The sequence below is a fragment of the Pseudomonadota bacterium genome (genome assembly GCA_039028155.1).
Lineage (GTDB): Bacteria > Pseudomonadota > Alphaproteobacteria > SP197 > SP197 > JANQGO01.
This window is the reverse complement of the sequence record JBCCIS010000020.1, coordinates 1-24,314: the sequence shown is the minus strand read 5'-3', so window position 1 is coordinate 24,314 and position 24,314 is coordinate 1. Positions and strand designations below refer to the sequence as shown.

Sequence of the window (24,314 nt, the reverse complement as noted above, 5' to 3'; positions counted from 1 at the left end):
GGCTCCTCAATCTCATGGTGGTTTGGCTGGGTGTCAGGCCGCGCTGCCGTCGTCGTCCGGCGATGGCCGCCAGATCCAGCTGTCGTAACCAAAGCGAATGCGCCGCGCTTCCAGTTCAGCCTGCGCTTTTTGATCGATCTCCGGCTCAGGCGCCGGCGGCCCCACGCCGAACCTTCGGGATCGACCTTTCTCTTTCGCCAGTGCCTTCACGCGCTCACGCCAGGCGGTGTCTCTCTCGCCGGTCGGCCGCGCACAGCCGGGGCCGGGGAAACGGATGACCTCACCCATGGTGCCCGCTGCCTGCGCGCTGCCCATTGGCGCGATGGGCATTCAAGCGAAAGGCGCGGTCGACCAGCGCGCCGTGATTGGGATGGAAGCGGTCGGTATAGGCGGCCTCGCCCATCACCCGCGCCAGCTCCAGCGCCGCGCGGTCCTTGGTGAGCCCGCTGACACCACGCTCGGCGAGCGAGGCGACCAGGCGCACCAGGGCCGGATCGTTGCCGGCGCGGGTCTGATCCAGAAGCGCCACCAGCCCTTCACCACCGACCGAACGTACCAGAGCCTCGGCCTGGCCGACGTTTTTCTCATAGGCGGCACCCCATTCCCGGCGCAGTGTCCGCTCGGCGCTCTCGCGCGCGGCGGCCTGGGCCTCAGGCGTAGTCGCCACGGCCTTCAGGCTGTGCGCGTGAAAGCGGTCCCAGACCGCGCGCGCTTCCGTCTGGCTCAACCCGGCATCGTGAAACCAGCCGCGCGCGGTCGCCGCCAGGTCGTCGTCGAACGTGGCACCGTCGCTCAGGTTCGGCCGCGGCAGATCGTAATCGTCGGGGCTTTCCGGCGACCCGGCCGCGTCATCGCTCTTGCCCTGCGGGGGTTCGTCCGCTGCTGTCGCCTCGGCATCAACACCCAGCATTTCCTGGCGCAGGTGAAGCGCGCGCTGGACCAATTGTTCGTGGCGCACGGGGTTGGCGCTGCGGCTCTGATAATCGGGATCACGCATGATCGTCTGCAGCGCGGTCTCCTGCGGCAACGGTCCGGGCGCGGCATCGCCGCTCGCATCGGGCGCTGCCGTCGCGGCGGGCATCGCCGTCTCCACCACCGTGTCGTCACGCGTCATCGCAAATCTCCTCAGCGCCATAGAACGTGCGCATCTTCTTCTTCAGCCGTTCGCTCACGCTGGGCAGCGCGTGGTCGACGCCGTGCGCGGCGATGAACTGCTCGGCGTTTTGCTTAGCCGCCGCCGCGACATCCGGGCGCTTGTCCAGGATCGATTCGGGGATCGCGCCACCGTTGACCAGCCAGCCCAGCCCCAGCTTCACCGCGCCGACGCGCAACTGGTCGCGTTCGGCGGCGCTGTTGAAGGGCGAGGCGTTGCGCCGCACCGGGTCCGGCCAGGCATCGACGATTTCGCCGGCCAGCGCGTCGTAACGCTGATAGGTCTCGGCCAGCACGGTCATCTGCTTGGTCATCTTCTTGGCGAGCTTCAGCCGTTCGTCCATGCGCGCCCTGGCGCTGGCCTCCGAACCCCGGCGCGCCACCTGTTCGTCGCGCGCGGCCTCCAGCGCTTCCAGTTCGCCGATCTCGGCAAGCGTCGCCTCCAACCATTCGCGCTCACGGCGCAGCTCGCGTGTCCGGCGTTCCAGGCTGACGATCTCGCCGCGCACCTGCGGGTCGTCCAGCGCGTCCAGCTGGAGGTCGCGGATCTTCTCTTCGGCCTCGTTGTGCCGGTTCAGCACCTCGGTCAGTCGCGCCTCGGCCTCCGCCCGTTTCGCCGCCAATAGCGCCAGCACGTCGCCCGCGGCTTTCTTCGATGTCATCAGCGCTGTCTCCATGGTGGGTGAACACAATGTCTGGTCATGCAAACGAGGAACCGGTGCCGAGCGTGATGCGAGAGCTAGCCGTTCGGCTGGTCTTAGGTCCGGTCGGCGCCGTCGTGCGCCCGCGCGAACCAAAGGCTCCGGCGTCCGCCCCCGCAAGCAACGTCTGCCCTGCATTCAGGAACCCGCCCGTGCGCAGCGCCGATGCCTCGGACCGCTGGACCGCCGCACTGTTGCGCAGCGATGTCGCGTCGACATTGCCGCCAAAGCGGATGATGCGCGCCTCCAGTTCACCTTCGGCCGCCGTTTCGTCCTGCACCAGAAGCGGCGTTCCCTGCAGCGTCACGCCGGCCTTGCCAAAGCGCGCTCGCTGCGTCGCCAACAGCCGCGCTGTCTGGCGTCGTGATTGCTGTTCCTGCAGGCGCGCCGATTGCTGGGTCGCAATGGCGTCTGCCTCCAGCGCCTTGGCGTTCGCCTTCGCCGCGTTCGACGCCTGGACGCCTTGTGCCACAGCCGCGCCGGCCGAAACGACCGTGGCGGCCAGAAGAACCAATTCCGGGCCCATCAGACGACCCTCGCCAGACGCCAGTAGTCGTCGCCGTTCAAACCAAACTTTTTCATCAGTCCCTCGTTTTGAAAGCCCAGGCGCTCCAGCCAGCGGACGCTCCGGGGATAGTGGACGTGAACCACGGTCTGCACGCGGTTGAGCCGCTTCATGGTCTGGACCTCGTTCAGCATGCGCGCGACGGCCCGGTGCATGGCGAAGCGGTGGCGGTTGGCCAAGGTCCCCGGCAGCATCCAGCCCTCGCCGACGCCCGCCCACAGCAGCATCACGCCGCCGCAGCCGACCACACGCCCATCGCAGACAAGCGTCCAGGCCGGCCCCAGCGTTTCGCCGGCCATCAGCGCATCGGGATTGGCGCCGCCTTCGATCGAACCGGGCCAGCGCGCCTCGAACAGATCCGCGTGCGCGGCCTTGAAGGGAACAAGCTGCACGCTGGCTAGAGGTCGTTCGTCTGCAGTTGCGGCATCAGCGCGATGACATGCATCGGCAGCGGCTGATCCTGCTGGATGACGACGCGGCCTTCCGTGTTCCAGCCGCCGCGCAGCGCGACGCGCTTGTCGCCGGTGAAGAGCGGCGGCGCCGAGTCCATCGTGTCGGCGCCGGTGCGGAACGGCACCGTGTCCAGCTTCGCCGCGTCCGTGCCGATCTTCAGCCCCAGCGTGCGGAACAGGCGCACGGTCGCGCGGTGGATGCGCTTGGTCTTGCCCTGCGCGGTGCCGTCCTGCGCGCCCGCCTCGATCCGCATGGTCTTCAGCCGTGATGTAAAGGCGAGCCCCGCATGCACCTTGGTCGCCGGGTCCGGCAGCGTGATCTGGCCGGACGCCACGACCTTGTCCGGCACCACCGCGCCGTCGGCCAGCACCGACACCGTCTCGCCCTCCAGGTGATCCAGGCCCGACATCACCGTCGCCGCCGCGCCTGAGTATGTTAATCCGCTGTCGACGAAGAACGCGTCTTCGGCCGCGGTCGACCCGTCGAAGCCGTCTTCCATGAACTCGATGTACCGCACGGTCGCGCCGCCCACCGTGCGTTTGACAACGATCCACAACTGGTCCGCCGTGCCCGCCGGGCTAGGGATCGCCGCGACACTCTCGACCACCGCCTGACCGCCACCGAACGAGCCGCCGACGGTATGCCGGTGCCAGCCGACCACATCCTGCGGCCGGTCATAGGTGAGGCCCAGCAACGTGCCGTCGGCGCGCACGCACCAGACAACGCTGTCCGGCTCCTGCTGATAGGCGATGTCGGTGATGCCGCCCTCGCTCACATGTTCGGCCAGCAGGGTCAGGTCCGGCGCCACATAGGCGTCGGTCTCGAACTGATAGACCAGCTCGCGCAGCTTCCGGCCCGCCCGCTGCATGAAGAGAACGGCGTTGCCGATGCGCAGCGGCCGGATCGCCGCGCTGCCATAGGTCGTCTGTCGGCGCACGTTCACATTGGTCGGCGTCAGCGGATCGCCCGCCGTCGTCGAACGCATGATCCATTCGCCGCCCACCGTGCCGATCAACAGCACCTGGCCCGCGTTGATCCAGCGGATCGCGTTCACCTCGCCCGCGGCCAAGGTGTAGCTCACCGGATCGTCGTCATTGGTGCCCGGCGTGAAGTTCTCGAAATCGGCGATCTTCGAACCGTCGATCCGCTGCGGAAAGTCGGTCGCGCCGGCGAACATCAGCCGCTGTTCATAGAACGTCACCGTCGCCGGCCAGCCCGTGGTGTCCGACCACGTGCCCAGCCGCCAGGTCGTCACAGCCGTCGCGCCGTTGAAGTCCTTGACGACATCCGCGGTCACCACCGTCGTGCTGGTGAAGCCGGTGATCTTGGCATAGCCCCAGGTGCCGCTGTGCTCCATCGCCACCAGGCGCCCGACATCGCTCGTCTTGAACCCGTCGCCGCCGTTGATGCCGGTCACCGCCGAGGCGGTAATCGTGATCCCCGTCCCCGTCGCCGCGGAGGGATCAAGCGTTGTCGCCGTCGTGTTGTCGTCCATATAGGGTCCGTCGGTGAAGTCGATCACCGACAGCGTCCAGCTCGTATGGCTGGTGCGTTCCAGCTTGCGCGGCTCGTGGTTCGGGTGCACCAGATAAAGCACGTCCGCCGACTGGGCGAACTGTACGTCGAACAGCTCGGCCTCCAGGTACGGCGTCGCGACCTCCACCGCCCCGCCATCCACGATCTGGCCTTCGTTGCGGTAGAACCGCATGTACTGATCGCCCATCTCGATCACATAGGCCTGCACGGTCGAGAACTCGAACGGGATCAGCCGCGTCGCCTGCCCCGCCGTCTTGACCGCCGCGACATGGCGGAACCCGCTCCGCCGAACCGCCCCGCCATGGGGTTTGGCGGTGAAGTTCAGGAACTCCGAAAGCCCGTTGAAGTACTTGTTGAAGTCGACCCGGCCCTCAAGCTGGGGCGACAGCTCGCCCGCCGTGAAGTTGGTCGTGATCGGGGAAACGCGCGCCATCTAGAACCTCGCGTCCAGCCACTCGTCGGCCTGGAGCTGCTCGGCCGTGCCCTCCTGGGCGTCGGCCTTACGCGCCTCGACGAGCTTCCTTTGATAGATCTCCCACATCTGCCCGGCGAGCGAGGCCGAGCCGGCCAGCGCATAGGCGAGATCATGGGCGAGCCTGGCCGCGATCGCGTCGACCAGCAGAATGTCGAACTCGTTGGGGTCCTCGATGCGCTTGATATAGAGCACCTGCAGCGGCGTCGTGTCCGACAGCACCCGCCTGCCCGCCTCGACCTTAAACTCGACCCGCCGGTCGTCGGCCTTCAGCCGCAACAGCCGCACGCAATCCGACGGCAGGCTGTGCTGATGCGCATAGCCGAACGCCGGCGCCGTCGACAGTGCCGCCAGCTCGGCGCGCGCCACGGCCGCGTTCCACGGATGGGCGCGCAACACGGCGTCACGCGTATCCGCATACAGCAACTCGCAGCGCCTTGCCGCCTCGCTCTCGTCGGTCAGCGCCGTAATCGGCTCCTCGCCGATCAGCGCCAGCGCCCGGTTACAGATCCCGACCACAGAAGCCATGCCTGTCTCCCCAATGAAAAAAGACCGCGCCCTCTGCCGGGCTGCGGTCTTTCGGTGATGGTAGTGTGTGTTGTTGGTGGTGAGGCGCGAAGACCTCCGGAAGCGTCGCGCGCGCGGTCAGCTAGGTGTCGCTGTCCGTCTCCTCGTCATCAGACTTCCCGGCCGCTTCTTTTGCCTTCCGTTCGGCCTCAAGGCGCTTCCACTTGTCGTACGCAGACTCCGGCCAAGGTAGCCACGGCTTTTCCTTGAATACTGGAACGAACGGCTCCGGTTCTCGCTTTGGTTTGTTGCTCGGTTGCCTCTCCAGCCGGTCGAACAGCTCGCGAAGCTCGCGGCTTCTTTGATCGAGTTCTCGACGATCCGCCTCGGTAAGGTTAGGGTTCGTCCACCTGCGCCCCTTCTTTTGGCGCAAGCTCGATGCAGACGCAGGCTCCTTGGATTCTCTTGCCATGGGGACTTGTCGACTGGTCTCTTCAACAGCAACAGGTTTTGCCGTTCTACGATCAACGCGGACGCCTGTAAGCTCGGCCCTCTCAGCCTCACTCAGGCTCGGATCGATCCATCGTTTCGCTGCGGCCATGCCCAGTCCTCACGATGCAAACCCTTCCAAGATGCCATGTCAGCTACCCTGCTCTCAGTAGGCCAACAGCAACCCCGGATAGATATACTATATAGTCAATACCGTGATTTGACGCAATTCCACATAGTTACTAGTGTTCGTCCTGCGTTCTCCAGCACGTCTTTGACGAATCTGCGACGGCTGCGTGACCGGACTCTGAGGGATAGCTCTTGGCACGTTTCGGACGTGGACCGGGCATGCTTTGGCCCAAGCCAGGGCTGGGAAACGCACAACCAACAAGGACGACACCACCATGCCCAGTCCCTGGCACCAGCACCCGACCGCCTATCCCGACCTCTTCCTCCATAAGCGGGAGGAGCAGGTGGTTGCGGCAAGACTGTATGGTCGACTGTTCTACAGTCAGGTCGACGATGAGGTGTTGTTAGCGCCTCTTCGTGACGATCAGGGACAACCGGTGGTCTTTGCCGATCGTGATTTCGACGACAATACGCATGACGGCATCCACTATCACGCCACCATGTTGGGCATCGGAACTTATGAGACCCTCAACTGGCGCGTGACCATGTCGTCATCGGGCGAATGGGGCAACTGGAACGTCGTCGTCTATCCAAGTGAACAGAACTGGTGGGAAGCCCACGTCCTCGAGGAGGTTTCGGGAGACCGTCACGGCCTTCGCCGGTTTCTCTATGCTTCCCGTGTCCTTTCCGACAGGTATCCCGTCCAGATCTGGGAAGGCGACTTGCCAACCCTTGACGATGCATCTTTCGATGCTATCGAGAACCTTAAGGGTGACGCAACACGCTATCCTGGCCTCTTCAAAGATGCCGAAAGCGAGTCGTGGCTGGTCAATTCGCTCGTTCTCTCATCACAAGAGAATTGGTTCATGACGTGCACCATCCCTTCGGAAATGCGAATACATGACGTGTGGCTCGTCAACGTTTGTTATTTTCACGGGCTAACCCAGGTCGGCCTCCGTCACAGTCGTTTTGCCTGTTTGTTCGATTCGCCAGGCAAGAACTGGGGACGTTGGTCCTGCTACTTTAGGAGTGAGGGGGGACGGAGCTGGTTCGATTGGATACACGGCGACACCGACGGCATGGGTAGATTTCTCGCACGATACAATGGTCCCGTAGCGTGGATAAGTGACGACGGCTAGAACGACTCTGTTTCTTGTCGAAAGAGCAATGTAGAGCGGTTCAACTGACTGATATTGAAGGCCGGCTGGTTCTGTTGGCTGACGTTCTTTTCATATCCGGTCAGCACCCATGTTCGTGGTTCGCCACTTTCACCGTACAGGAGGCCAAGAATTGCTACCCGGCCCTCGTGCTCTATCTTGAGGTTGACGGATTGTCCGCCGCCAGCCTCTGGTTCAAGCGGTTTGATCTCGCCGTTGGCAATTGTGTTGACGACTTGGACTAGCTCTTCGATGCCATGCTTGGCGATCAGGTGCTCGATACCGTAAGGATTGCCCTTTCTCGGATTCTGTGAACCCCACAGAAAATCTATGCTCGTACTCGCGGATACTCTTTGATTGCCAATGTTGAATGTCGTCTTCGCAAGATCTGGCCGATACATGACCCCGCTGATTTCTGTACCTACCCCAGGCCCGGGGTGCGACAAGAGCGCGTCGATCGCAGCTAGTCCACGCAAGATGTTCTCACGCGCATTCTCAGTCTGGGCCGGTATCTTCGTTAACGCTGACCGACCTGTTTGGTCGAAGAACCCAGCTTTACGAAGATCTTCAAGCCAGGGAAAGAGTTCCTTCGCCAGCTCACGTGTATCGTTGTAGCGCTGCTCGGGTGTACCGCCGGTGTGTGGGGTGGGTCGCCCGCCCTTCGGCGACGTGCCGTCGACGCCGAAGTCCAGAACCGGTATGTCGAGCACTTCGATCTGTGCCTCGATATCGTCCTGACTCGGATCAAAGATCTCGTACTCCCTGAGGGCCTCCCTCGCGAGATCTTCCAGCGTTGGCGGTTCCGTTCCAATGATCCGATCGATGAAGTCCGCCGTGCCATCAGCAAGGCGTTGGGCGCGACGAAGATCTTCGGCGGTTGGCGTCTGTCCGGTCGGAGGTGGGTCAATCGGACGTGGCCCTTCCGGATCACCCTGAACGGCAACGGCCGCGCCATCCTCCGGCGTTGTATCGTCCGGTACAGGGATCGGGATGTCTTTCTTGCCCTCGCCCTCTTCCTCGGACTCATCATCGTCCGGACCATCCCCCTCACCGCCATTGGGCGTGTCCGCGTCGTCACTCTCGATGATGGCAAAGCCTTCGATGCCAAGCAGTGCGCCGAGCCCGATACCCAACATGGCAGGCGCCAACTCATCGATGCGAGACCCACCATGTCCGTCCCGGCGTGGACGAACGCCGCCCAGCTCGCCGAGGAAGACGGGGTCGTCGAAGGCGTGCAGATCGATCTGCACGACACCGTCCTTGTCCAACATGGCGACGTCGGTGCCCTCGAGAGTCAGAACCGGCGCGCCCGCGCGATCCCTCGCGATAGCACTGGCCACCAGAAGGATCTGCGCTTCGCCGACGCTGATGGACTGCCCGTCAACGTCGGTGATCGGCTTGCCCGTCTCACCATCCGTCAGATAGACACGACGGTCAGCCCCGACGACCCAAACGCCCTCGCCGCCGTAGATTTCACGCAGCTTGTCGAACGTCTCAAGCAGCAATGTCGGCGCCTGATAGGCCTCGACAATGCGCCGGTCCTGTTCCGCGCGCGCTTCAGCCTCATCGACGGCCCGCGACAGCTCGGCCATGTCCTCCGGACCGAGCCCGGCGATCGACAACTGCGGCACAAACGGTGTGTCATCGCCCTCGCCGCTTTGGCCGCCGCCAGTTGAAGCTTCGAGATGCTGTTCAACGTTCTCAACACCTCCCTGGCCGACCAGCCAGCGGAGCAACCCGTTGAGAACATCTGCTCCACTAGCCCCGCTGCCGCCAGCACCGGCGCCGCCGCCAAGCGGCCGGCCGAAGCGGTCGAACGCCACTTCAAAGCCAAGAACTTCATCATCTTCGCCGGGCCGGATCGTGGCGACCTGCAAACCATCGGCAGTAGGTCCTGCGCCACGACGGCGCGCCCGAGCGATCTGGTCGGCAATGAGGAAGACCTGCGCCTCACCGGCGCTGACCGGCGCGCCGTTTTCATCCAGAACCGGTTGGCCCGTTGTCCCATCGATCAGATGGAACCGCCCGTCGTCACCAATGGTCCAAGCGCCCTCATTGCCATGAACGCGGCGCAGCTCGGCAAAGGCGTCGCGCAGGATGAGCAGGCCGGTGTTGGCGTCGATAGCCTCACCAACCGGTCCGACATTCGGGTCATCCACGGGCGCGAGCGCGTTGGCGTCAGGGATCAGGGTGTCGGTGCCGTGACCGTCGAGCGCGATGACGGTGCCCGCGCGCGCCAGTTCGCCGTCGGTGAACGCGGCGCCCGCTGCCGCAGGCGCCGCCTCCCGCAGCGCCGCGATCTCGCGCGATGCCTGCAGCACCACCGCCGGGTCCGCGCTTCTCAGATCAAGCACCAGGTCGCGGTGCAGATCGTCGGGCACATGCCCCAGACCCGACACCGCCTGCGCGACCGTGTTGATGCGCGCCTCAGGGTCGAGCACGGCGAACAGCGCTTCGCCCTCGGCCGCGTACCACAGCTCCGCCGCCAGCCGGTGCTCCCGGTTGCCCGGATCCAGCGGCGCGCCACCGGCGGCGGCATCGCCGGCCAGGTCGATCAGACGCTCCCGTTCCGCCTGGCGTTCTGCGCTCTCGCGCGCGACACGCGCGACCTGGCGCCGCTCCGCCGGGCTGATGACACCGTCTTCGGCCAACCGGTCGGCCTGCCAAGCGACATCCGCGCCCGCCTTGGCGCGGGTCGTCAGTAGCAGCATCCGCTGCCGGCGCTCGCTCTTCCCTGCCCGGTCAAGCGCCTTTTGGCCGCTTGCGATACCGCGCTCCAGGAACGCCGCCTGCCCGTCCGGCAGCTCGCCGCTGTATTGCGACAACAGACCCTGCGCGGCGTCGATCTCGCCACGCGAGACCAGGCCCAGCACGTGGGCCTCGATCAGCTCGCGCCGTGTGTTCGCAATAAAGTCTTCGACCACGTCGGCGCCCAGGCCCGGGGTGAACCGGTCGCCGAGCTCGCGCACTTCCTCGAACGATGTCTCAAGGTCACCGCCGGCGCGCGAGGCCATCACCAGGCTGTCGGCCGACGCATCCAGCTCCGCCATGGCGCGGTCCATCACCTCGCGCTCCTGCAGGGCCTGCGCCTTGACCACAGCGTTCGCGCGCATGGCCGCGTCGTGGCGTTCGCGGTTCAGCAGCGCAGCGTCGGAGATCCCCGCCGGGTGGTCGGCACGGTCGGCTTGCTGCGCCTCGGCCACCGCCCGTTCGACACCGGACGTGAACTTCGGCGAAGCGACGTCGTCGTCTTCCGTCGCCCGGCGTACCAGGATGTCGCGCACCTGACGCGACAACGCCCGGTCGCGCCCGGTGACATAGACCGCATCCGTCAGGTTGGCGATGTACGGCGGGCGATCGTCGGTCGGCGCCTGCGGCGCCGGCGTGTCCAGCGCCGCAGCCAGATCCGCCGGATCGCGCACCGTTGGCGTCAACAGGCCCTTGGTCATGATCGCCTCTAGGCTCTCGGCCATCGGCAGGGCCTTCTCGGCGACCTCGCCCGCCAGGAACGAAGCTCTCTCGGGGTCCTGCTGCACAAGACCCGACTTCTTCGGCAATTGCGCCTGGGTCAAAAAACGCGGAATCACAGGCATGACCGATCAGCCTCCGAAACGCTCATGAGAATCTCCAAAAAGAAAGGAGGAGAGGACCGAAGTCCCCTCCCCCAAGTCGTCATCCCCGGTTCCATGCGAACCCGGAGACAACCGCCCCCTAATCGACCACGTAGAGTAGGTAGCCCACCAGGTCGTCGCCGTCGGCGATCGCGGTGCTCTGCGAGGTCGCGCGGATTACCACGCCGTCCTTGCTCTCGAACACCTTGGTGCCGCCGGTCGCCGTCAGGATCGAGCCGAAGGTCTGGAAACCCGCGGTGTCGACGTTGATACCGTCGTCGATGCCGTCGGAATCGGCGGCAACCGCGTTGCCGTCCGGGTCCGTATAGGCATCCCAGCCGAGATCCAATGTCGCCGACGCGGTCGTCCAGTTGACATACGCCTTCGACTGCGAGGCCAACAGGCGCACCTTGCCGCCCGGCAATTTGCCGAGCGCGACGGAGCTTGTCGCATCGCCGGCGCCGGCCTGCGCGTGGGTGAAGAACATCTGGCGCACCCGGCCATGATGTTCGCTCGGTCCCACGTTCACCGCCGGCACCGCCGTCACGTTCGTGTACTCGCTCGATTTCTGTGTCGTAACAGCCATCGGTCAATCTCCCTTAAGACTCAACGCAGGGGATTTCGACGACGCGCTTTTCTTCAAGGCGTGTCGCACCCACCGACATGGAGAAGTAGACCTGGGTCGCGTGCGACTTGTCCGCCCGCTCGCCGATCCGCGCTTTGGGTTCCGCACCGACGTTGAGCTGCATGCCCGTGCGCGCCCAGGCGGGCACGCGCCGTTCGGAACTGCCGTTAACCGGCAGCCGCTCGGTGTGGATGAAGGTGAAGCCCATGAAGCGGTTGACCTGGCCGTCGACCAGCGCCTTGACGCTGTTGAAATCCTGGCTCGCGACTTCCGTCGTCGCCAGAAGATCGTCCAGCTGCTCGGCCGAGACCGCGATATAGAGGTCTTCGTCCTCCGGCACTTCGCCCGCACGCAGCAACCGCCGTGCCTCGCGCAGTTTGGCGATGGTCAGCCCCGTGGCGCCTGCCGCGACCTGCTGGCCGGCCGGGAACGCCACGGTGGTCGAACCGTCCTCGCCCGAGTACGCCGTACCGAAAAACGCCTCGATGATCTCGTCATCGATGCCCCGGCCCATGGCCCAGGCGGCGTTCTCCGCATAGGGGCTGGTCGGATCGATCAGGAGGCGCACCTTGTCCTCGTTGTCGATCAAATCGGCCCACTCGTAGTCCACCAGCGAGATCCGGCGCCGGGCGTGCGGCGTCGAGATCAGCGGCGTATCGCCGTGGCGGGTCGTCTTCTTCTGCGCGGCCGTCGCGCCGATCTGGTCGACAAACCCGTTCTTGCCGACCTGCATGTCGTTGACGACCGCGGGCCGAAGGACAGAGCCCTTCTGCTGCACGAGCATCATGACATTGCCCTTGTACGATTCGACAAAGGCTTCGTTGATATTGACTGACATGGTTGTCGTCTCCAACAAGTTGATGAACCTGCCGGAGCGGGTTGCCCGGGTGATTGACCACGATCAGGATCGTCGCTGATCCCTTCGATAAGCGGCGTGAATCCCTATCGCAGAGAATCCCTCCGGAGCCGTCCTCGCGCTTAACGTCCGCTCGACGCCCGGGTCTTTCCCCGGGGCCGTCAGCCGGAGCCGCGCACCACGTGCACGCGGGTTACCCGGACTTTTTCGTCGCCGCCTTCACCGGCTTCTTGTTCGCCGTGCCGGCGACGAAATCCACATACCGTTCGGCCATGGCGAGCAGCTTGTCGGCGTCCTGCAGGGAGGCCCGCGTCGCGTTGTCCGACGCGATCTCCAAACAGGCGAGCCTCATCGCCTCCGGCGTCACGACGTGATCGGCCAGGTGCCGATCTCACGGATACGCCGCGCCAGACGCGACAGCAGCACCGACGCCTCATGCGCGTTCAGCACCTTCGCGTCATCGATGATGACGGTAATCCCCTTCGATGTCGAACCGCCGGTAGTCGCGGCAAGCGCCGCCACCTCATCGGTCAGATCGCCGCTGATCGTCTGTGTCGCCATAATCGTCTCCTTCGTTCAAGAGGCCCGGCGCCGCCGGCGCCGCATCAGATAATCGTCATTGGCCGCCGGCGGCTCGCTAGCCTTCTGTGCCGTCGCCGCAAACGCCTGTTCGCTTGATGCCGCCAGCCCGAGGGCCCGCTGTTTCAAGGTAGCAATGGCAAACGCCGCTGACGTCTCGTTCACCGTGCTGACGGCAAGCCCACGGATCGGCGCCATGTCGAACGCGCTCTCCGCCGCCGACCCGATCCCCGCCGGCGCAAGCTTCGCCCGGCCCAGAATAAATGCCGTTTCGGACCCGCTCGCGAGGCCAATTGCCCGCCGCTTGCCGCCAGCCGCCGCCAGGGCCGATGCGGTTTCGCCCGCCTGACCGATCGCCAGCAGTTTCAGCGCCGTGAGCGTGAAGGCCGTCTCAGCTTCGGTAGTGAGACCAAGCGTTCGCGCCCTAGTGTGCGTGAACGCAAAGGCGCTGTCTGTTTCCGATGTAAGGCCAATATTGACGTCAGCGCCGCTACCTAGACCGAGCCGGCCATCGTTATCGTCGGTGCTGATGCCGCTGGAAAAACCGGTGTCCGACCACGTTGCCAGGCTCTCGCTGGTCTTCAGTGTCGATGTGAACTGGCCCGACTGTAGGTAAGCCTTATTGCCGGTGCCGCCCGCCCACGGAGTGTTGACGCCGTCCCACGATATACCGCGAGGAGTGCTGTCGACACCACCAACACCCTGGCTGTCCTTTAGGGTCGATGAATACCTGCCACTGGTTAGATAGAGCTTGTCAGCCTGGCGCCCCGCCCAGGATGTGTTGGCCTCATCTGCGCTGAGACCTCCGGGGTTGCTATCAACGCTACCCACGCTTTCGCTGGTCTTCAGCGTCGACGTGAATTGACCGCTTTGCAGATAGAGCTTGTCGGATTGCTGCCCAGACCAAGGCGTGTCGGTCCCGTCCCAGGAAACGCCCCTGGTATCGTTGTCAACGCTCTGGACGCTCTGGCTTGTCTTTAAGGTGGTCGTTACCAGGCCGCTCGCCAGAAACAGCTTGTCGTCTGATCCCAGCTGCGAGAAAGCGAGGTTCGTGCCGTCATACTCCAGCTTAGACGGGTTTGTCGGCGTCACATCGGCGCTGGTCTTGAGCGTCGACGAAAACTGTCCGCTCATGACGTGGATCTTGTCGAAATCCGCTGTGAACGGCGTTTGTGTCGTTGCCATTAGCTCATGCCCTGGAAAGCGCGAATGACCTCGCCAAGCTCAAGCTTGTTGAAGTGCATGCACTGATAGTCGAAGTGCGCCCAAATCTCGTGGCCACGCGCCGTCGCGCGCTCGCAGAACGCCATGTCGTTGCCACGCTCAACGGTCCCGTCCGCGTTGGTAATGCGCTGGAACGGCGCCTTTCGCATCTCAGAGTCTTCAAAGACGCGCCGCGCCACCAGGAAACATCCGGTCCCAATCGCGTCAACGCGCTGTAGGCCGTCATGGACCGGCCATTCAGTGTAGCCGCCGGCCACTTTCTTGAAGACATTCCAAAGGAACGGGCGTTCATTGGGCTTGCCGGCGTAGTGCCAGATCGGCGTCGGGCAGCCGATGACGTCCTTGTCATAGAGGACCAAATCAAGCGGGTTCTCTAACGGCGGATTGTCGGCGTCGAACGACAGCCAGTAATCTTCACCACCGGCCATGAAGTCGTTCACGATGTGATGCAGGTTGTTTTCGAACGGCCTGTGCGTCGGCAGCAGAATGCGAAGCTTGAAACGCCTATCCAATTGCAGCTTTAGAAGCGCAAAGGCGCTGTGTTTGTGTATCCATCCCGTCGTTGGGACGGTAACGAGGACCTTCAACGCCCCTTCTTCTTGATCGTCACGCCCATGGATGCCTTGCGGTCCTTCCACTTCCTGCCAACGTTCTTGCGTCTTCCCGGTGTCGGGTCGTCGGGGTCCAGGGCCTTGTCGATCTCCAGTTGTGGGACTGTCTCACCAAGGCTGCGACGATGAGCAAGATTCTGGATGGCGTTGAAATCCTCCTTCACCTCAGGTTCATGAGCATGGGCGCGTTCGTCATGGAACGTCTCAAACTCCGCTTCAGAGATGATTGAGCAGACTCCAGGGAATGCAGCGACAGCCTGGGTCGCGAAGTCATCGTCAACGAGCAGACATCCCCACTGCGTGCCTCTCGGAGAATCGGGCTCATCCATGTCGTGGCCGCACACCTTGTCGTAGTGCCACCCGCCCCCGACACTATCGACATAGTGTGACCAGTCCTGGCCCGATGCCGTCACAGTATCCAGGCGGTTGAAGTCGGGATAATCAGCCTGCCGCTTCGCGCTACGGCCAATCTTCACCTTAAGGGCCGTCAATTCAGTAGGCATCAGCTGGCCCTATAGAAACCGGAGGCATTGATTACCGCGGTTACGTCAGACCCGTCCGTTGTGATCGCGAAATCGTGGTGGGTCAGCGGCACGCGGCCCGTGTCGGCGGCCGAGTTTTCGTAATAGACGATCAGCTTGGTCAACGTGTTGTTGGCTGCGCCGCCCGCGCTCGACCAGGTCTGGTCCGGCACGTCGATGTCGACACGGTTGTTGGTATCGTCGATCGTGATCGTGCCGGTCAGACCGGTTTTCCGCGCATAACTCGTGAAGTCGGCCTCCGTGTTGCCGGCGGCACCGAGCAGAACCGACAGGTTGTCGTGCTCGATCAGGTCGGCTTCCGTCTCGTTCGCCTTCAAGAGAACCATGCCCAGATTGCTGGCACCGTCGCGCACCATCTCGGCCGCGGCACCCTTGGCGATATTGAACACACCGTCAGCCATTATTCGTCTCCCGTCAGCGAGGCAATGAACGCGGCGCGGCGGTTGCGCGCTTCTTCCAGCGCTTCTTCTTCCTGGCGCCGCGACCGGCTCATGCTGGCGATCGCCTCGTCATGGTCAGCGCAGGCCGCTTCCAAGGAGTGATTGAGCCGCGCGATTTCAGCCGTCAGCGCTTCCTGGTGTTCTGTAACCAGCCTGGCGCTTTCCTCTTCCGCTTCGCGCGCGGCCTGGCGTGCCGTCTCCGCCTTGGCGCCGGCGATGCGGCGGTGCTCTTCGAGGTCCGCAATCACCGTCTCCAGCGCTTCCTTGCGCGCGGCCATCGTGTCGTCGACCTTGGCCGCCGCGCGCTCGGCCTTCTTCGCGGCCGCCTCGGCGCGCGACGCGCGGTCCAGCACCGCTTCGGCCTCCTCGAACTTTTTCAGGAAGCGAACGATCTGGCCCGCCTGGTTCTTGGCTTCAACAAAGGTCATGGCTCACCTCGCCAACAGATAGACGTCGACATCGACGCCGGTGCCCGCATCCAGCACCGGGCGGATGAAGACCGCGTTTTCCTGGATCTGCACGATGCCCGCCGATGTCAGCGATATCGCATCGCCCTGCGGATCGTTCAGCTGGGCGAAACTCACCCCGTCCATCGACCCTTCGATATGCACATCGCCCGAGGTGCCGAAATTGCCGGTCACCTGGATCGCCTTGTCGGCCAGCGACGAGGCCTTGATCGCGGTCGCCGTGTCCGCCTCCGTCAGCGACTCCCAGCGGTAAAGCTGGGCGTAGCCGACATCGAGCAGGTTCACGCGAACCGGCGCAATGGTTGCCATGTCCGTCTCCTTGTTGCGTTGGCGTAGACTGTTTGGGAACTGAAAGAAGGGATGCGGCTAACCGCCGCCGTCACCACCCGGATAAGCCAGCTGGTAGAGCCCGCTCATGCGCGCGACCGCGTCGGCGTGGTCGGGATGGGTGCGGTCTTGGTAGGACCGGATGAAGTCTTGATCAGCCTGCAGTCGCGCGATCTCGTTACGCGCCTCGCCAGGCGAGCGGCCCAGGCCGCGCGGTCCCTCGCCGTCGACTCGGCCCTCGACGACGCGTTCGCCGACCGCGGCCAGCAGACGCAGGACAAAGGGGTCGGTGCCATAGCCCTTGGCGTTCAACTCGTTGACACCATCATCGCCCAACAGCGCGTGGACCGCGGCCGAGGCCAGCGTGATCTTCTCGTCATAGGCCGCACCCCACTCGTGGCGCAGCGCCATTTCGTTGTCGCGCATCATCGCGGTCATCTGTTCCTGGATGCCGCCATGGCGCGCGCCTTCGGCCCCCATGAACCAATCGAACAGCCCCTTGGCCTGATCCGCCGACAGGCCCAGACCGTGCGCCGTCTCGCGAAAGCCGGCGATCATACCGTCATCGGTCGAGAACCCACCGGGCGGTGCCAAGTCATAGGCATCGCCATTCTTCGGCCGCCCCAAGCGGTCATAAACCTTGCCCCAGGCCTCCGTGTCGCCGGCTGATGGCACGGCGATCTTGTCGGCGCCGACCATCTTCTGCGCCGAGACAAGCGCCTTCGCCATGGCCGGCACGTCGTTGAAACGCCCGAGGATAGGGTCATCCCTCAGATCCTCCGGCAACGCCTCGCGCCAGCTCGGCTCCGACGCTTCGGGCGTGGCTGTCTGAACCTCGTTCTCCTCGCTCAAAGCGGATCTCCTTCGTGATCGCCAATCATGCGGCGCATGGCGACGTCGTCCAGTTCCAGCAACGCGGCGAGCCTTAAGAACACCCGCCGCTTGCCTTCGTTGAACGCGGTCTCGTCCGGCGCGCCGGGCACGAAGCTCGGCTGGCCCATGCCGCAGAAACGGTAGAGGTCCTTCAAGACGCGCTTGCCGTGGTCGCTGGAAAACGTCAGGCCGTAGTCGACGCGCCGCTGGCTCGATCTAAACGGCGGCATTCAGTTCGCGGATCGCCGGCGCGGCATCGCCCGCGGCCTTCGCGACCTCCATCGCCTGCTGCAGCGCGAGTTGCTGTTGCTGCGCTTCCTCGCGCGCCGCCCGCAACGCCTCGACCTCCTGCGGGTCGCGCACGAACTTCGCCGAGATCCCGGTGATCTGGGAGATCTCGCGCGCACCCTTATCGAAGTCGAAGTTGTCGTAAACGGAAGGATCCAGCGCGCCCATCGGCCCCACCATCTCCATGGTACGGGCGAACTCGACGAGGTCGCCGGACCGTTGCGCCCGTGCGACCGGGCTCACATAGCGCACGGAGAACGCGCGGCCTTGAAGCACCTCCGGCGCCGAGCGGAACGCGCCGCGCCTTGCCAGGATCGCGAACACCCGCTCGATCAGCGGGCCCAGGAACTCGGTCTGCAGGCGGCCCAATACCGGGCTCATCAGCCTGAGCCGTTCGTCGCGTTCAATCACGACCTCGGTCGCCGTCTTCACCGGACTGTCGGGCGTCATCATCAAGGGCGCCATAAACGCAAAGCGGATGTGTTCGCGTAACCGCTCGATCATCTCCAGCCCAATGTCGATGCGCGCGCCGGTCGCCAAGGGCTGCACGAGCTGGCGCCCGTTGGCGTCGACACCGCCATAGTTGAGCCCGCCCGGCACCGTCGACAACGGCTGAATAACGCCGTCATCGGCGATCAACAGCGGCGGATCGACGGTCTTCTGCGCGCCCTTCAGCACCGTCTTCTGCATTGCGTTCAGCATCTTGATGTCCGGCAGCATCGTCCACGCCGGCGAACGCCCGAACTTCTCGCCCGGAATCTTCGCCCAGCGCGGCACGACATAGGGGAACTCGCGGAAGCCGGAATCCTCCAGAACGGTCTTGGTCTTCACATCGACATAGACCGACATGAACGCCATGTTGCGGTTGTCGAGCCGCCGCGGATCGCGTACCGGCCGCGGCGCGACGCAGTGCACGATCTCGAACGTCTTGTCCGGCCGCTTGTCGTGGCCACCACGACCCATCATCCCAGCAGCCGCGTTCTTGATCTCCGCCGGCAGCACCGCCTCGCCGAACCGTTCGGCAATCTGGCGTGCCGTCCAGGAGAAGCGTCGGTAGACCGTGTCGATCAGACCCACCTGGTTCTCGACCGGAAAGATCTCGGCCAGATGAAACGTCCGGAACCGCACGCCGTCCTCGATCAGCATGCAGCCCGTGCCGAACGCGCCCAGATCCATGTAAAGCTCGTGCATGGCGGGCGCGAAGCCCGACGACGGCGTCTGGAACACAAGTGCCATGCGCCGGCGTGCGTCCTCCAACCACTCCTTCACCGCGTCGATCTCGTTGACCGCCAGATCGTCCATCTCCAGGCGGAACCAGTCGCTGTCGGGGTTGGTCAGCAGGCTGTGCAGGCCCGCCGCCAGCATTTCGTTGGCCAGCACCGGCGTTGAATCGAACACCTTGCCCGCGCGCAAACGCTGCTCGCCTGCCAGACGTTTGATCTGAAAATCGGCACGGCGCGGCAGCACATAGTCGGCAAGCTCCGACCATGCCTCTTCCCACACAGACCGGTCGGCCGCCAAGTGCTCCTGGCGCTTGACGACCTTCTCACCCAGTTCGTTCATCTAAGACCCCAGAAGTGTTTTGTGTTGTGCCGGCGTCTGACCGGAATCAGTGCTTCCACCGGTCAAGATTGTGCTTCCCTGGCCTCTCGTCCGCACCGGCGGTTCCCCCCGATTGATGGGTGCAGGTCTGGGAGGAACGTTGAAACCCACCTTGCGCGCAAACGCGTCACGCTCAGGTCCAGGCTTCATGGTTGCGAATTGGATTGCGTTTGAGAAAGCAGCCACGGTGTCAGGCCCCCAGGATCGTCTTGACCTGTACCGGCGCTGACGACGTCACGCCCTGACTGCCGGTCAGGATCGTACTCTGCCGTCCCTTGGCTTGGGCAGCGGCCAGGCGCTGGCGGCGCACGACCTCCTCGTTCTCCGCATCGTCGATGGCGGGTGCCGGCTCCGGCACGGGCCTGAACTGCGGTTTGGGCGGTGAAAAGATCGCTCCCATCATTGGCTCCAATCGTAGTCGGAATGGGCGACGCGTTGGCGCCGCCGCGTGTGTGTCTTCTCGCGGTTCAGCACGGCCTGGCCTTCGCCGAGGCCTAAGTTCGCGTACTGCCCGGCATCGGCGATGTGGCTGTATTCGTTCTTGTCGGGGCGGTCCTGAACCCGACGCTCGCTGCCCTCGCCCTTGCGGCGATAGCAGTAGCCGCCCATCAGCGCCTTGCGTGCCATGCGACAGCGCGGATGCAGCACGAATCCGGGCTCGCCGTCGATCAGGCGTCCCATCGGCCGCGCGACCGCCTCGCGCCGTAACGTAAAGTCGTTAGTCGGTGCAGGCCTTGCGGGAATGTCGTGCGCCCGCAGAATATCGAACACCGTGCGTTCGTCGGTCTGGGCGCGCGCATCACCGGCGGGATCGCCGACCCAGGTGATCTCATAGTCAGCCCACTGCGCGGCGACGCGTTGATGCAGGGCCTCGGCGAAACGGACCGCGCCCATGTCCTCGCCGATCACCTCATCGAACCACAGGACGCGGCCGTTGGAACGTTGCTGCGAAAAGAGCGCCGCCGGTGTCAGTCCGAAGTCCAACCCCACCGTTACAGGCAGTCCCTTCACCGGCTCGACCTCGCGACAGTGCACGCTGTCGGCGTATTCCGAGAACACCGGCTTGCCGTCCATGACAAAGCCGTACTCGCCAGCCAGGTAAACCTTGATCCAGTCTTCCGTGTTACCGGCCAGCTGGTTCCTATAATAGTTGGCGGGGAGGTTCTGGACGTTCTCGGCCTTCTTGTTTTCGACCCACTGCCCATTGTCTCTGACCACCCCGCCGGGCTGACGGAAAACCGACCAGCCGTCCGGCCGGTCGACCTCCGCAACCTCATAAAGCCAATGGTCCTCGCCGCACGGATTGGTATCCGCGATGGCGCCAAACCAAGCGGGACCGCCATCGCGCTGCGGCGGAAAGCGCCCGACGCGGCCCAGACCCATGGTGACGACGGCGCGCGGTATCTCGCGCAGCTCGTTGAACCAGATCCCGGTCAGCGCCATGCCGCGCAGCTTCTCCGGCCCGTCCGGATCGTCGAGCGCCATGAACACCACCTCGGCCTCGACCTTCGTCCGATCCGGCAGCGCTACGTTGATGCGATGCAGCGGCGGATGCCCATGGGTGAAGCGCCCGAAGGCGTCGCCGAACAGCCCGCGCCATTCCGGGATGGTCGTGGTCTCCAGCTCAGGATAGGTGCTTCTGACCATCAACCAACGCGATGCGCGCACGCCTTTGGCACCGGGCGCCTGGGCCGCAATGCGCCGCCACACCTCCATGCAGCACGCCGTCGTCTTGGCCGAGCCCAAGGGCCCGATCAGGACACGGAAGAAACTGTCTGAGAGATGAAAGCGGTCGAGCGTCGGTCCGGCGGGCCTGTAGTCAATCTCGACCTGTTGCGCCACCCAGATGAATCCTCGTTGTCACGACGACATCGCCGTGGTGCTCGTGCTGAATGCGCTCGCCATAACGCTGCGGCGCCAGTTTCGAAAGCAGCCAGCGGCGCGTATCGATACGCAGCTTGGCGCGCTGCACCTCCGCGCTCGCCCGCGCTGCCGGTCCGTCGCTCGAACCCGCGGTGTCGGCGATCTCCAGAAGCTCGTCGGCCATATCATCTAGGCCGACCATGCGGGCGCGTGTGTAGCGTTCAAAAAAGTCCGCGTCGCGCGTCAGCCAGTCCGCCACCGTCTGGCGACCCGGCATATCGGCATCGCGGCATATCGCGCGCAGGCTCTCGCCCGCCGCCAGCCGGTCGCACAAGACCGTCGCGATCGCTTCGGTATAGGTCGACGGCCGGCCGCTTTTTCTGGTCAGATCATGCCTCCCGTCGTATGCGTTGCGCCCCCTGGCCACGCGAGTCCAACACCATGACCGAAAGAGGCAACGACCAAGACCCCGTCGACATCCACATCGACCGTCTCGGCAATCAGATTCACATCATGGATCAAGGCAAGGCCGTCGCGGTCACAGTCGAGGCCAAGGATGGCCGGCGTCATCGCTTCATCACGCCGACCTCAGCGATCGGCAATCTTATCGGTTATCTGACCCGCGCCCGCACCAAGGCGATCGAGCGGCTCGAAGCCGCCGGCATCGATCATCAGATCAAGACCACGGTCGATACGGACACGATGGTCGAGCCGAAATCGGTCAACCTGGGCGTCGCCCGTGACATGTCCATGGCGGTTCTGCAGATCGCCGATGCCCAGGGCGGCATCATCAATGTCAGTCTGGCGCCCAACCTCGTCGCGGCACTGGCGCAACAGATGACGCGCGCCGCCAAGGACATGGGCGCCTAAACCACACAGTCGCCCCAATGCAAAACGCCCCGGCCGATGTGGCCGAGGCGCAATGCTTCAAGGATGATGCACCTTAGCCAGATTTGTCGCACATTGCAAGCAAAAAGTGCGGATTGTTTTATCGAAACAAAACAGGGTCATAGACGCCTACCGCGCGCATCGTTGTCAGATCACCGCGCCGCCGGCGTAGCTCAGCGCATAACAGAGTCGTCCACCATCATGAATTTCCTCTCGCCCCTCAAATCGCGCGGTATCGCCTGACGCCACGGCGCTGTAGGTGAACGCGCCGCTCTTGTGATGCGCCGGCCCCCGGAACGGCTGATCCTCCGGTACCATGCGCAACGCGTCGCGCAGGAAACGGTAGGTATCACTCACCGCCGCGTCTTCCATACCGTCGACGACACCACCGGAATAGCTCATCGCCCAGACCGCTTGGCGATCGCGATAGACCGTCTCCAGCCCGGTAAACAGACGCATGCCGAAATAGACATCGCGATAGAGCAGCGGACCGTCCTGCCATTCCAATTGCTTGGAACACGGCAACAGCGGTTCGGCCGCACCGGCATCGTCATCCTGGCCGGCATAGGTGCGCCGCTTGGCTTCCATCAGGAAGCCCTTAAAGTTATGGTTTTCCATCACCTTATCCCAATCCCAAAAGTCGTTTAGGCATCGCTGCTTGCATCGTTGCGCGGCAGGCCATCGGCCAGATGGACCCATGGCAACTGGTCGGCGACAAACGAGTGATACTCCGGCGCGTAGGTCTCAGGTTCTTCCATGCTCGCGACGTAGAAGTGCATTTCATGCGGATAACGTTCGGTCGAGAACGCCATTGGCGTGCCGCAGACATGACAGAAATAGCGTTTGGCACCAGGTGACGACTCATAGACATGCGGTTCAGCGGCGGTGAAGCGCCACGCGCCGTCGGGAACGCCGATCCATGTGGTGAAGGGCGAGGACGTGTTGCGCCGGCAGTCCCGGCAATGACAGTGCGCGCACCAGTTCTCCGGACCCGCATATTCAAACGTGACGGCGCCACACATGCAGCGGCCTTTTTTGTCGTCATGGTGTCGGCTCCTCGTTGACGGCGGCGGCGCCTTACGCCGATGATCTCGGCATCAACACCGTGACTATACACAGGAGAACAAACCATGGCCAAGGGATTCAACCCACCGGGCACCTGGCAACCCCATGGCCGCGGCTTCTCCATGGGCGTCGTCCAGCATGCCGGTCACGTGATTCACCTGACCGGTCAGGTCGCCTGGGATGAGAACGAGACGATTGTCGGCCCGGGCGACATCACCGCCCAGACCCACCAGTGTTTCCATAACATCCGCGCGGTGCTGGCGGGCGCCGGCGGCACCCTGGACGATATCGTCGCTGTCACCACCTACTACACCGACACGGCCCAACTGCCGGCGATCCAGGCGGTGCGCACGCGCTATTTCGGCGGCGACAACGCGCCGGTCAGCACATCGGTCATGGTCGCCGGCCTCGGCCACCCCGGCTTCCTGGTCGAACTGACAGCCATCGCCGTCATCCCCGACGACCGGTTCGTCGATCCCGCCTGACGCTACCGATTAGTCCTTCTCGAGATAACGGTCCAGCCGGTCAAAGCTGTCGTCCCAGAATTGGCGGTACTCGTTCGTCCACGCGTGCACCTCGCTCAGTGCACCCGCGCGCACCGCATAGATACGCCGGCGCCCGTCCTTGCGCCGCGTCACCAGACCGCTTTCCAGCAAGACCTTCAGGTGCTGCGAAACCGCGCCGACCGTTACCGTCATCTCGGCAACCAGCTCCTGCACCGAGCGCTCGCCGTCGCGCAGCAGATCCAGCAGCCGGCGGCGGTTTTCGTCGGCAATGGCATGAAACACATCGGCGGGCTTGCTCACCATTGTCGCCATCCTATATTATAGCAATCACTAAAATATTAGCGCAGGTCTGCCGGTGATGCAGCCTTAATCTGCGGCGACCTCAGGAGGGAAACCGTCATGACACAGCATACCGTTGTCTCCAAAGACGATTGGGTCGCCGCGCGCCGCGACCTGCTGGCCCAGGAAAAGGCCTTCATGCGCCAGCGCGACGACCTCGCCGCCGCGCGGCGCGATCTCCCATGGGTCAAGGTCGACAAGGGCTATGTGTTCCACGGCGCATCGGGCGACATATCGCTCGCCGACCTGTTCGATGGCCGCAGCCAGCTCATCGTCTACCACTTCATGTTCGGGCCTGAATGGGAACAGGGTTGCCCCAGCTGCTCCTACCTCGCCGACCACTTCGACGGCCTCACCACCCATCTCGCCCAACGCGACGTCACCCTGGTCGCCGCTGCACGCGCTCCGCTTGACCGGCTCGCCGCCTACAAGCAGCGCATGGGCTGG

General features: G+C 64.1%; 32 protein-coding genes. 4 read left to right on the top strand and 28 right to left on the bottom strand.

The window, feature by feature from the left end:
* Positions 1 to 33: 33 nt before the first annotated feature.
* The 8 genes from AAF563_12375 to AAF563_12340 form a co-directional block, all read right to left on the bottom strand.
* A complete protein-coding gene (locus AAF563_12375) occupies positions 34 to 288 on the bottom strand; it encodes a hypothetical protein (GenBank protein ID MEM7122070.1) in 255 nt (84 codons plus the stop codon).
* Positions 281 to 1,114 (bottom strand): hypothetical protein, encoded by an 834-nt coding sequence (locus tag AAF563_12370; protein ID MEM7122069.1) that lies wholly within the window; start codon positions 1,112 to 1,114, stop codon positions 281 to 283. The genes AAF563_12375 and AAF563_12370 overlap by 8 nt, the downstream gene beginning before the upstream one ends.
* Positions 1,104 to 1,814 carry a hypothetical protein gene (locus AAF563_12365; GenBank protein ID MEM7122068.1) on the bottom strand — a complete coding sequence of 237 codons (711 nt, stop codon included), beginning with the start codon at positions 1,812 to 1,814 and terminating at the stop codon, positions 1,104 to 1,106. Before AAF563_12365 ends, AAF563_12370 begins: the two co-directional genes overlap by 11 nt.
* 37 nt (positions 1,815 to 1,851) lie before the next feature.
* The gene (locus tag AAF563_12360; GenBank protein ID MEM7122067.1) at positions 1,852 to 2,379 is read right to left on the bottom strand and encodes a hypothetical protein; all 528 of its coding nucleotides are present in this window, start codon (positions 2,377 to 2,379) and stop codon (positions 1,852 to 1,854) included.
* Positions 2,379 to 2,810: a hypothetical protein gene (locus AAF563_12355; GenBank protein MEM7122066.1), complete on the bottom strand. Its 432-nt coding sequence runs from the start codon at positions 2,808 to 2,810 to the stop codon at positions 2,379 to 2,381. The genes AAF563_12360 and AAF563_12355 overlap by 1 nt, the downstream gene beginning before the upstream one ends.
* Before the next feature lie 5 nt (positions 2,811 to 2,815).
* Positions 2,816 to 4,840, bottom strand: coding sequence for a hypothetical protein (locus tag AAF563_12350; GenBank protein ID MEM7122065.1), 2,025 nt, complete (start codon positions 4,838 to 4,840; stop codon positions 2,816 to 2,818).
* Entirely contained in the window at positions 4,841 to 5,407 is a 567-nt protein-coding gene (locus AAF563_12345; GenBank protein ID MEM7122064.1) for a hypothetical protein, read from the bottom strand.
* Between the two features lie 121 nt (positions 5,408 to 5,528).
* Complete coding sequence (locus AAF563_12340; GenBank protein MEM7122063.1) at positions 5,529 to 5,987, bottom strand: hypothetical protein; 459 nt, start codon at positions 5,985 to 5,987, stop codon at positions 5,529 to 5,531.
* Positions 5,988 to 6,279: 292 nt separating this feature from the next.
* On the opposite strand from AAF563_12340, the gene AAF563_12335 reads away from it, so the two are divergent.
* Positions 6,280 to 7,143, top strand: a complete 864-nt coding sequence (locus AAF563_12335) for a hypothetical protein (GenBank protein ID MEM7122062.1) — start codon at positions 6,280 to 6,282, stop codon at positions 7,141 to 7,143.
* Here the strand turns inward: AAF563_12335 and AAF563_12330 are convergent.
* The 17 genes from AAF563_12330 to AAF563_12250 all read right to left on the bottom strand — a co-directional run bounded on the left by AAF563_12330 (position 7,140) and on the right by AAF563_12250 (position 21,496).
* Entirely contained in the window at positions 7,140 to 10,754 is a 3,615-nt protein-coding gene (locus AAF563_12330) for a hypothetical protein (GenBank protein ID MEM7122061.1), read from the bottom strand. The genes AAF563_12335 and AAF563_12330 overlap by 4 nt on opposite strands.
* Positions 10,755 to 10,872: 118 nt before the next feature.
* Positions 10,873 to 11,358 carry a hypothetical protein gene (locus AAF563_12325; protein ID MEM7122060.1) on the bottom strand — a complete coding sequence of 162 codons (486 nt, stop codon included), beginning with the start codon at positions 11,356 to 11,358 and terminating at the stop codon, positions 10,873 to 10,875.
* A gap of 13 nt (positions 11,359 to 11,371) precedes the next feature.
* On the bottom strand, positions 11,372 to 12,235 hold the full coding sequence (locus tag AAF563_12320) for a phage capsid protein (protein MEM7122059.1): 864 nt from the start codon (positions 12,233 to 12,235) through the stop codon (positions 11,372 to 11,374).
* A 211-nt stretch (positions 12,236 to 12,446) separates the two neighbouring features.
* A complete protein-coding gene (locus AAF563_12315; GenBank protein MEM7122058.1) occupies positions 12,447 to 12,605 on the bottom strand; it encodes a hypothetical protein in 159 nt (52 codons plus the stop codon).
* Between the two features lie 11 nt (positions 12,606 to 12,616).
* Positions 12,617 to 12,814, bottom strand: coding sequence for a hypothetical protein (locus AAF563_12310; GenBank protein ID MEM7122057.1), 198 nt, complete (start codon positions 12,812 to 12,814; stop codon positions 12,617 to 12,619).
* Between the two features lie 15 nt (positions 12,815 to 12,829).
* Positions 12,830 to 14,017, bottom strand: coding sequence for a hypothetical protein (locus AAF563_12305; GenBank protein ID MEM7122056.1), 1,188 nt, complete (start codon positions 14,015 to 14,017; stop codon positions 12,830 to 12,832).
* Positions 14,017 to 14,643, bottom strand: coding sequence for a hypothetical protein (locus AAF563_12300; GenBank protein MEM7122055.1), 627 nt, complete (start codon positions 14,641 to 14,643; stop codon positions 14,017 to 14,019). The genes AAF563_12305 and AAF563_12300 overlap by 1 nt, the downstream gene beginning before the upstream one ends.
* The gene (locus AAF563_12295) at positions 14,640 to 15,158 is read right to left on the bottom strand and encodes a hypothetical protein (protein MEM7122054.1); all 519 of its coding nucleotides are present in this window, start codon (positions 15,156 to 15,158) and stop codon (positions 14,640 to 14,642) included. Before AAF563_12295 ends, AAF563_12300 begins: the two co-directional genes overlap by 4 nt.
* An 11-nt stretch (positions 15,159 to 15,169) precedes the next feature.
* Positions 15,170 to 15,610 carry a hypothetical protein gene (locus tag AAF563_12290; protein MEM7122053.1) on the bottom strand — a complete coding sequence of 147 codons (441 nt, stop codon included), beginning with the start codon at positions 15,608 to 15,610 and terminating at the stop codon, positions 15,170 to 15,172.
* On the bottom strand, positions 15,610 to 16,077 hold the full coding sequence (locus AAF563_12285; protein MEM7122052.1) for a hypothetical protein: 468 nt from the start codon (positions 16,075 to 16,077) through the stop codon (positions 15,610 to 15,612). The genes AAF563_12290 and AAF563_12285 overlap by 1 nt, the downstream gene beginning before the upstream one ends.
* Before the next feature lie 3 nt (positions 16,078 to 16,080).
* Positions 16,081 to 16,425 (bottom strand): hypothetical protein, encoded by a 345-nt coding sequence (locus tag AAF563_12280; protein MEM7122051.1) that lies wholly within the window; start codon positions 16,423 to 16,425, stop codon positions 16,081 to 16,083.
* Positions 16,426 to 16,482: 57 nt separating this feature from the next.
* On the bottom strand, positions 16,483 to 17,295 hold the full coding sequence (locus AAF563_12275) for a hypothetical protein (GenBank protein MEM7122050.1): 813 nt from the start codon (positions 17,293 to 17,295) through the stop codon (positions 16,483 to 16,485).
* On the bottom strand, positions 17,292 to 17,546 hold the full coding sequence (locus tag AAF563_12270; GenBank protein MEM7122049.1) for a hypothetical protein: 255 nt from the start codon (positions 17,544 to 17,546) through the stop codon (positions 17,292 to 17,294). Before AAF563_12270 ends, AAF563_12275 begins: the two co-directional genes overlap by 4 nt.
* Positions 17,533 to 19,167, bottom strand: a complete 1,635-nt coding sequence (locus AAF563_12265) for a portal protein (protein ID MEM7122048.1) — start codon at positions 19,165 to 19,167, stop codon at positions 17,533 to 17,535. Before AAF563_12265 ends, AAF563_12270 begins: the two co-directional genes overlap by 14 nt.
* A gap of 229 nt (positions 19,168 to 19,396) precedes the next feature.
* Entirely contained in the window at positions 19,397 to 19,606 is a 210-nt protein-coding gene (locus AAF563_12260) for a hypothetical protein (protein ID MEM7122047.1), read from the bottom strand.
* The gene (locus AAF563_12255; GenBank protein MEM7122046.1) at positions 19,606 to 21,048 is read right to left on the bottom strand and encodes a TerL; all 1,443 of its coding nucleotides are present in this window, start codon (positions 21,046 to 21,048) and stop codon (positions 19,606 to 19,608) included. The genes AAF563_12260 and AAF563_12255 overlap by 1 nt, the downstream gene beginning before the upstream one ends.
* On the bottom strand, positions 21,026 to 21,496 hold the full coding sequence (locus tag AAF563_12250) for a hypothetical protein (GenBank protein ID MEM7122045.1): 471 nt from the start codon (positions 21,494 to 21,496) through the stop codon (positions 21,026 to 21,028). Before AAF563_12250 ends, AAF563_12255 begins: the two co-directional genes overlap by 23 nt.
* 14 nt (positions 21,497 to 21,510) lie before the next feature.
* Between AAF563_12250 and AAF563_12245 the strand changes: the two genes are divergently transcribed.
* A complete protein-coding gene (locus AAF563_12245) occupies positions 21,511 to 21,939 on the top strand; it encodes a hypothetical protein (GenBank protein MEM7122044.1) in 429 nt (142 codons plus the stop codon).
* Positions 21,940 to 22,104: 165 nt separating this feature from the next.
* Here AAF563_12245 and AAF563_12240 read toward each other — a convergent pair whose 3' ends face one another.
* Both AAF563_12240 and AAF563_12235 read right to left on the bottom strand, forming a co-directional pair.
* Positions 22,105 to 22,575 (bottom strand): DUF5680 domain-containing protein, encoded by a 471-nt coding sequence (locus AAF563_12240; protein ID MEM7122043.1) that lies wholly within the window; start codon positions 22,573 to 22,575, stop codon positions 22,105 to 22,107.
* A gap of 26 nt (positions 22,576 to 22,601) precedes the next feature.
* On the bottom strand, positions 22,602 to 22,979 hold the full coding sequence (locus AAF563_12235; protein MEM7122042.1) for a GFA family protein: 378 nt from the start codon (positions 22,977 to 22,979) through the stop codon (positions 22,602 to 22,604).
* Positions 22,980 to 23,087: 108 nt separating this feature from the next.
* On the opposite strand from AAF563_12235, the gene AAF563_12230 reads away from it, so the two are divergent.
* Positions 23,088 to 23,507 carry a RidA family protein gene (locus AAF563_12230; protein MEM7122041.1) on the top strand — a complete coding sequence of 140 codons (420 nt, stop codon included), beginning with the start codon at positions 23,088 to 23,090 and terminating at the stop codon, positions 23,505 to 23,507.
* A gap of 9 nt (positions 23,508 to 23,516) precedes the next feature.
* Here AAF563_12230 and AAF563_12225 read toward each other — a convergent pair whose 3' ends face one another.
* Positions 23,517 to 23,831, bottom strand: a complete 315-nt coding sequence (locus AAF563_12225) for a metalloregulator ArsR/SmtB family transcription factor (GenBank protein ID MEM7122040.1) — start codon at positions 23,829 to 23,831, stop codon at positions 23,517 to 23,519.
* Positions 23,832 to 23,927: 96 nt separating this feature from the next.
* Between AAF563_12225 and AAF563_12220 the strand changes: the two genes are divergently transcribed.
* Positions 23,928 to 24,314: DUF899 family protein (locus tag AAF563_12220; GenBank protein MEM7122039.1), on the top strand; the 387-nt coding region annotated here is incomplete at its 3' end.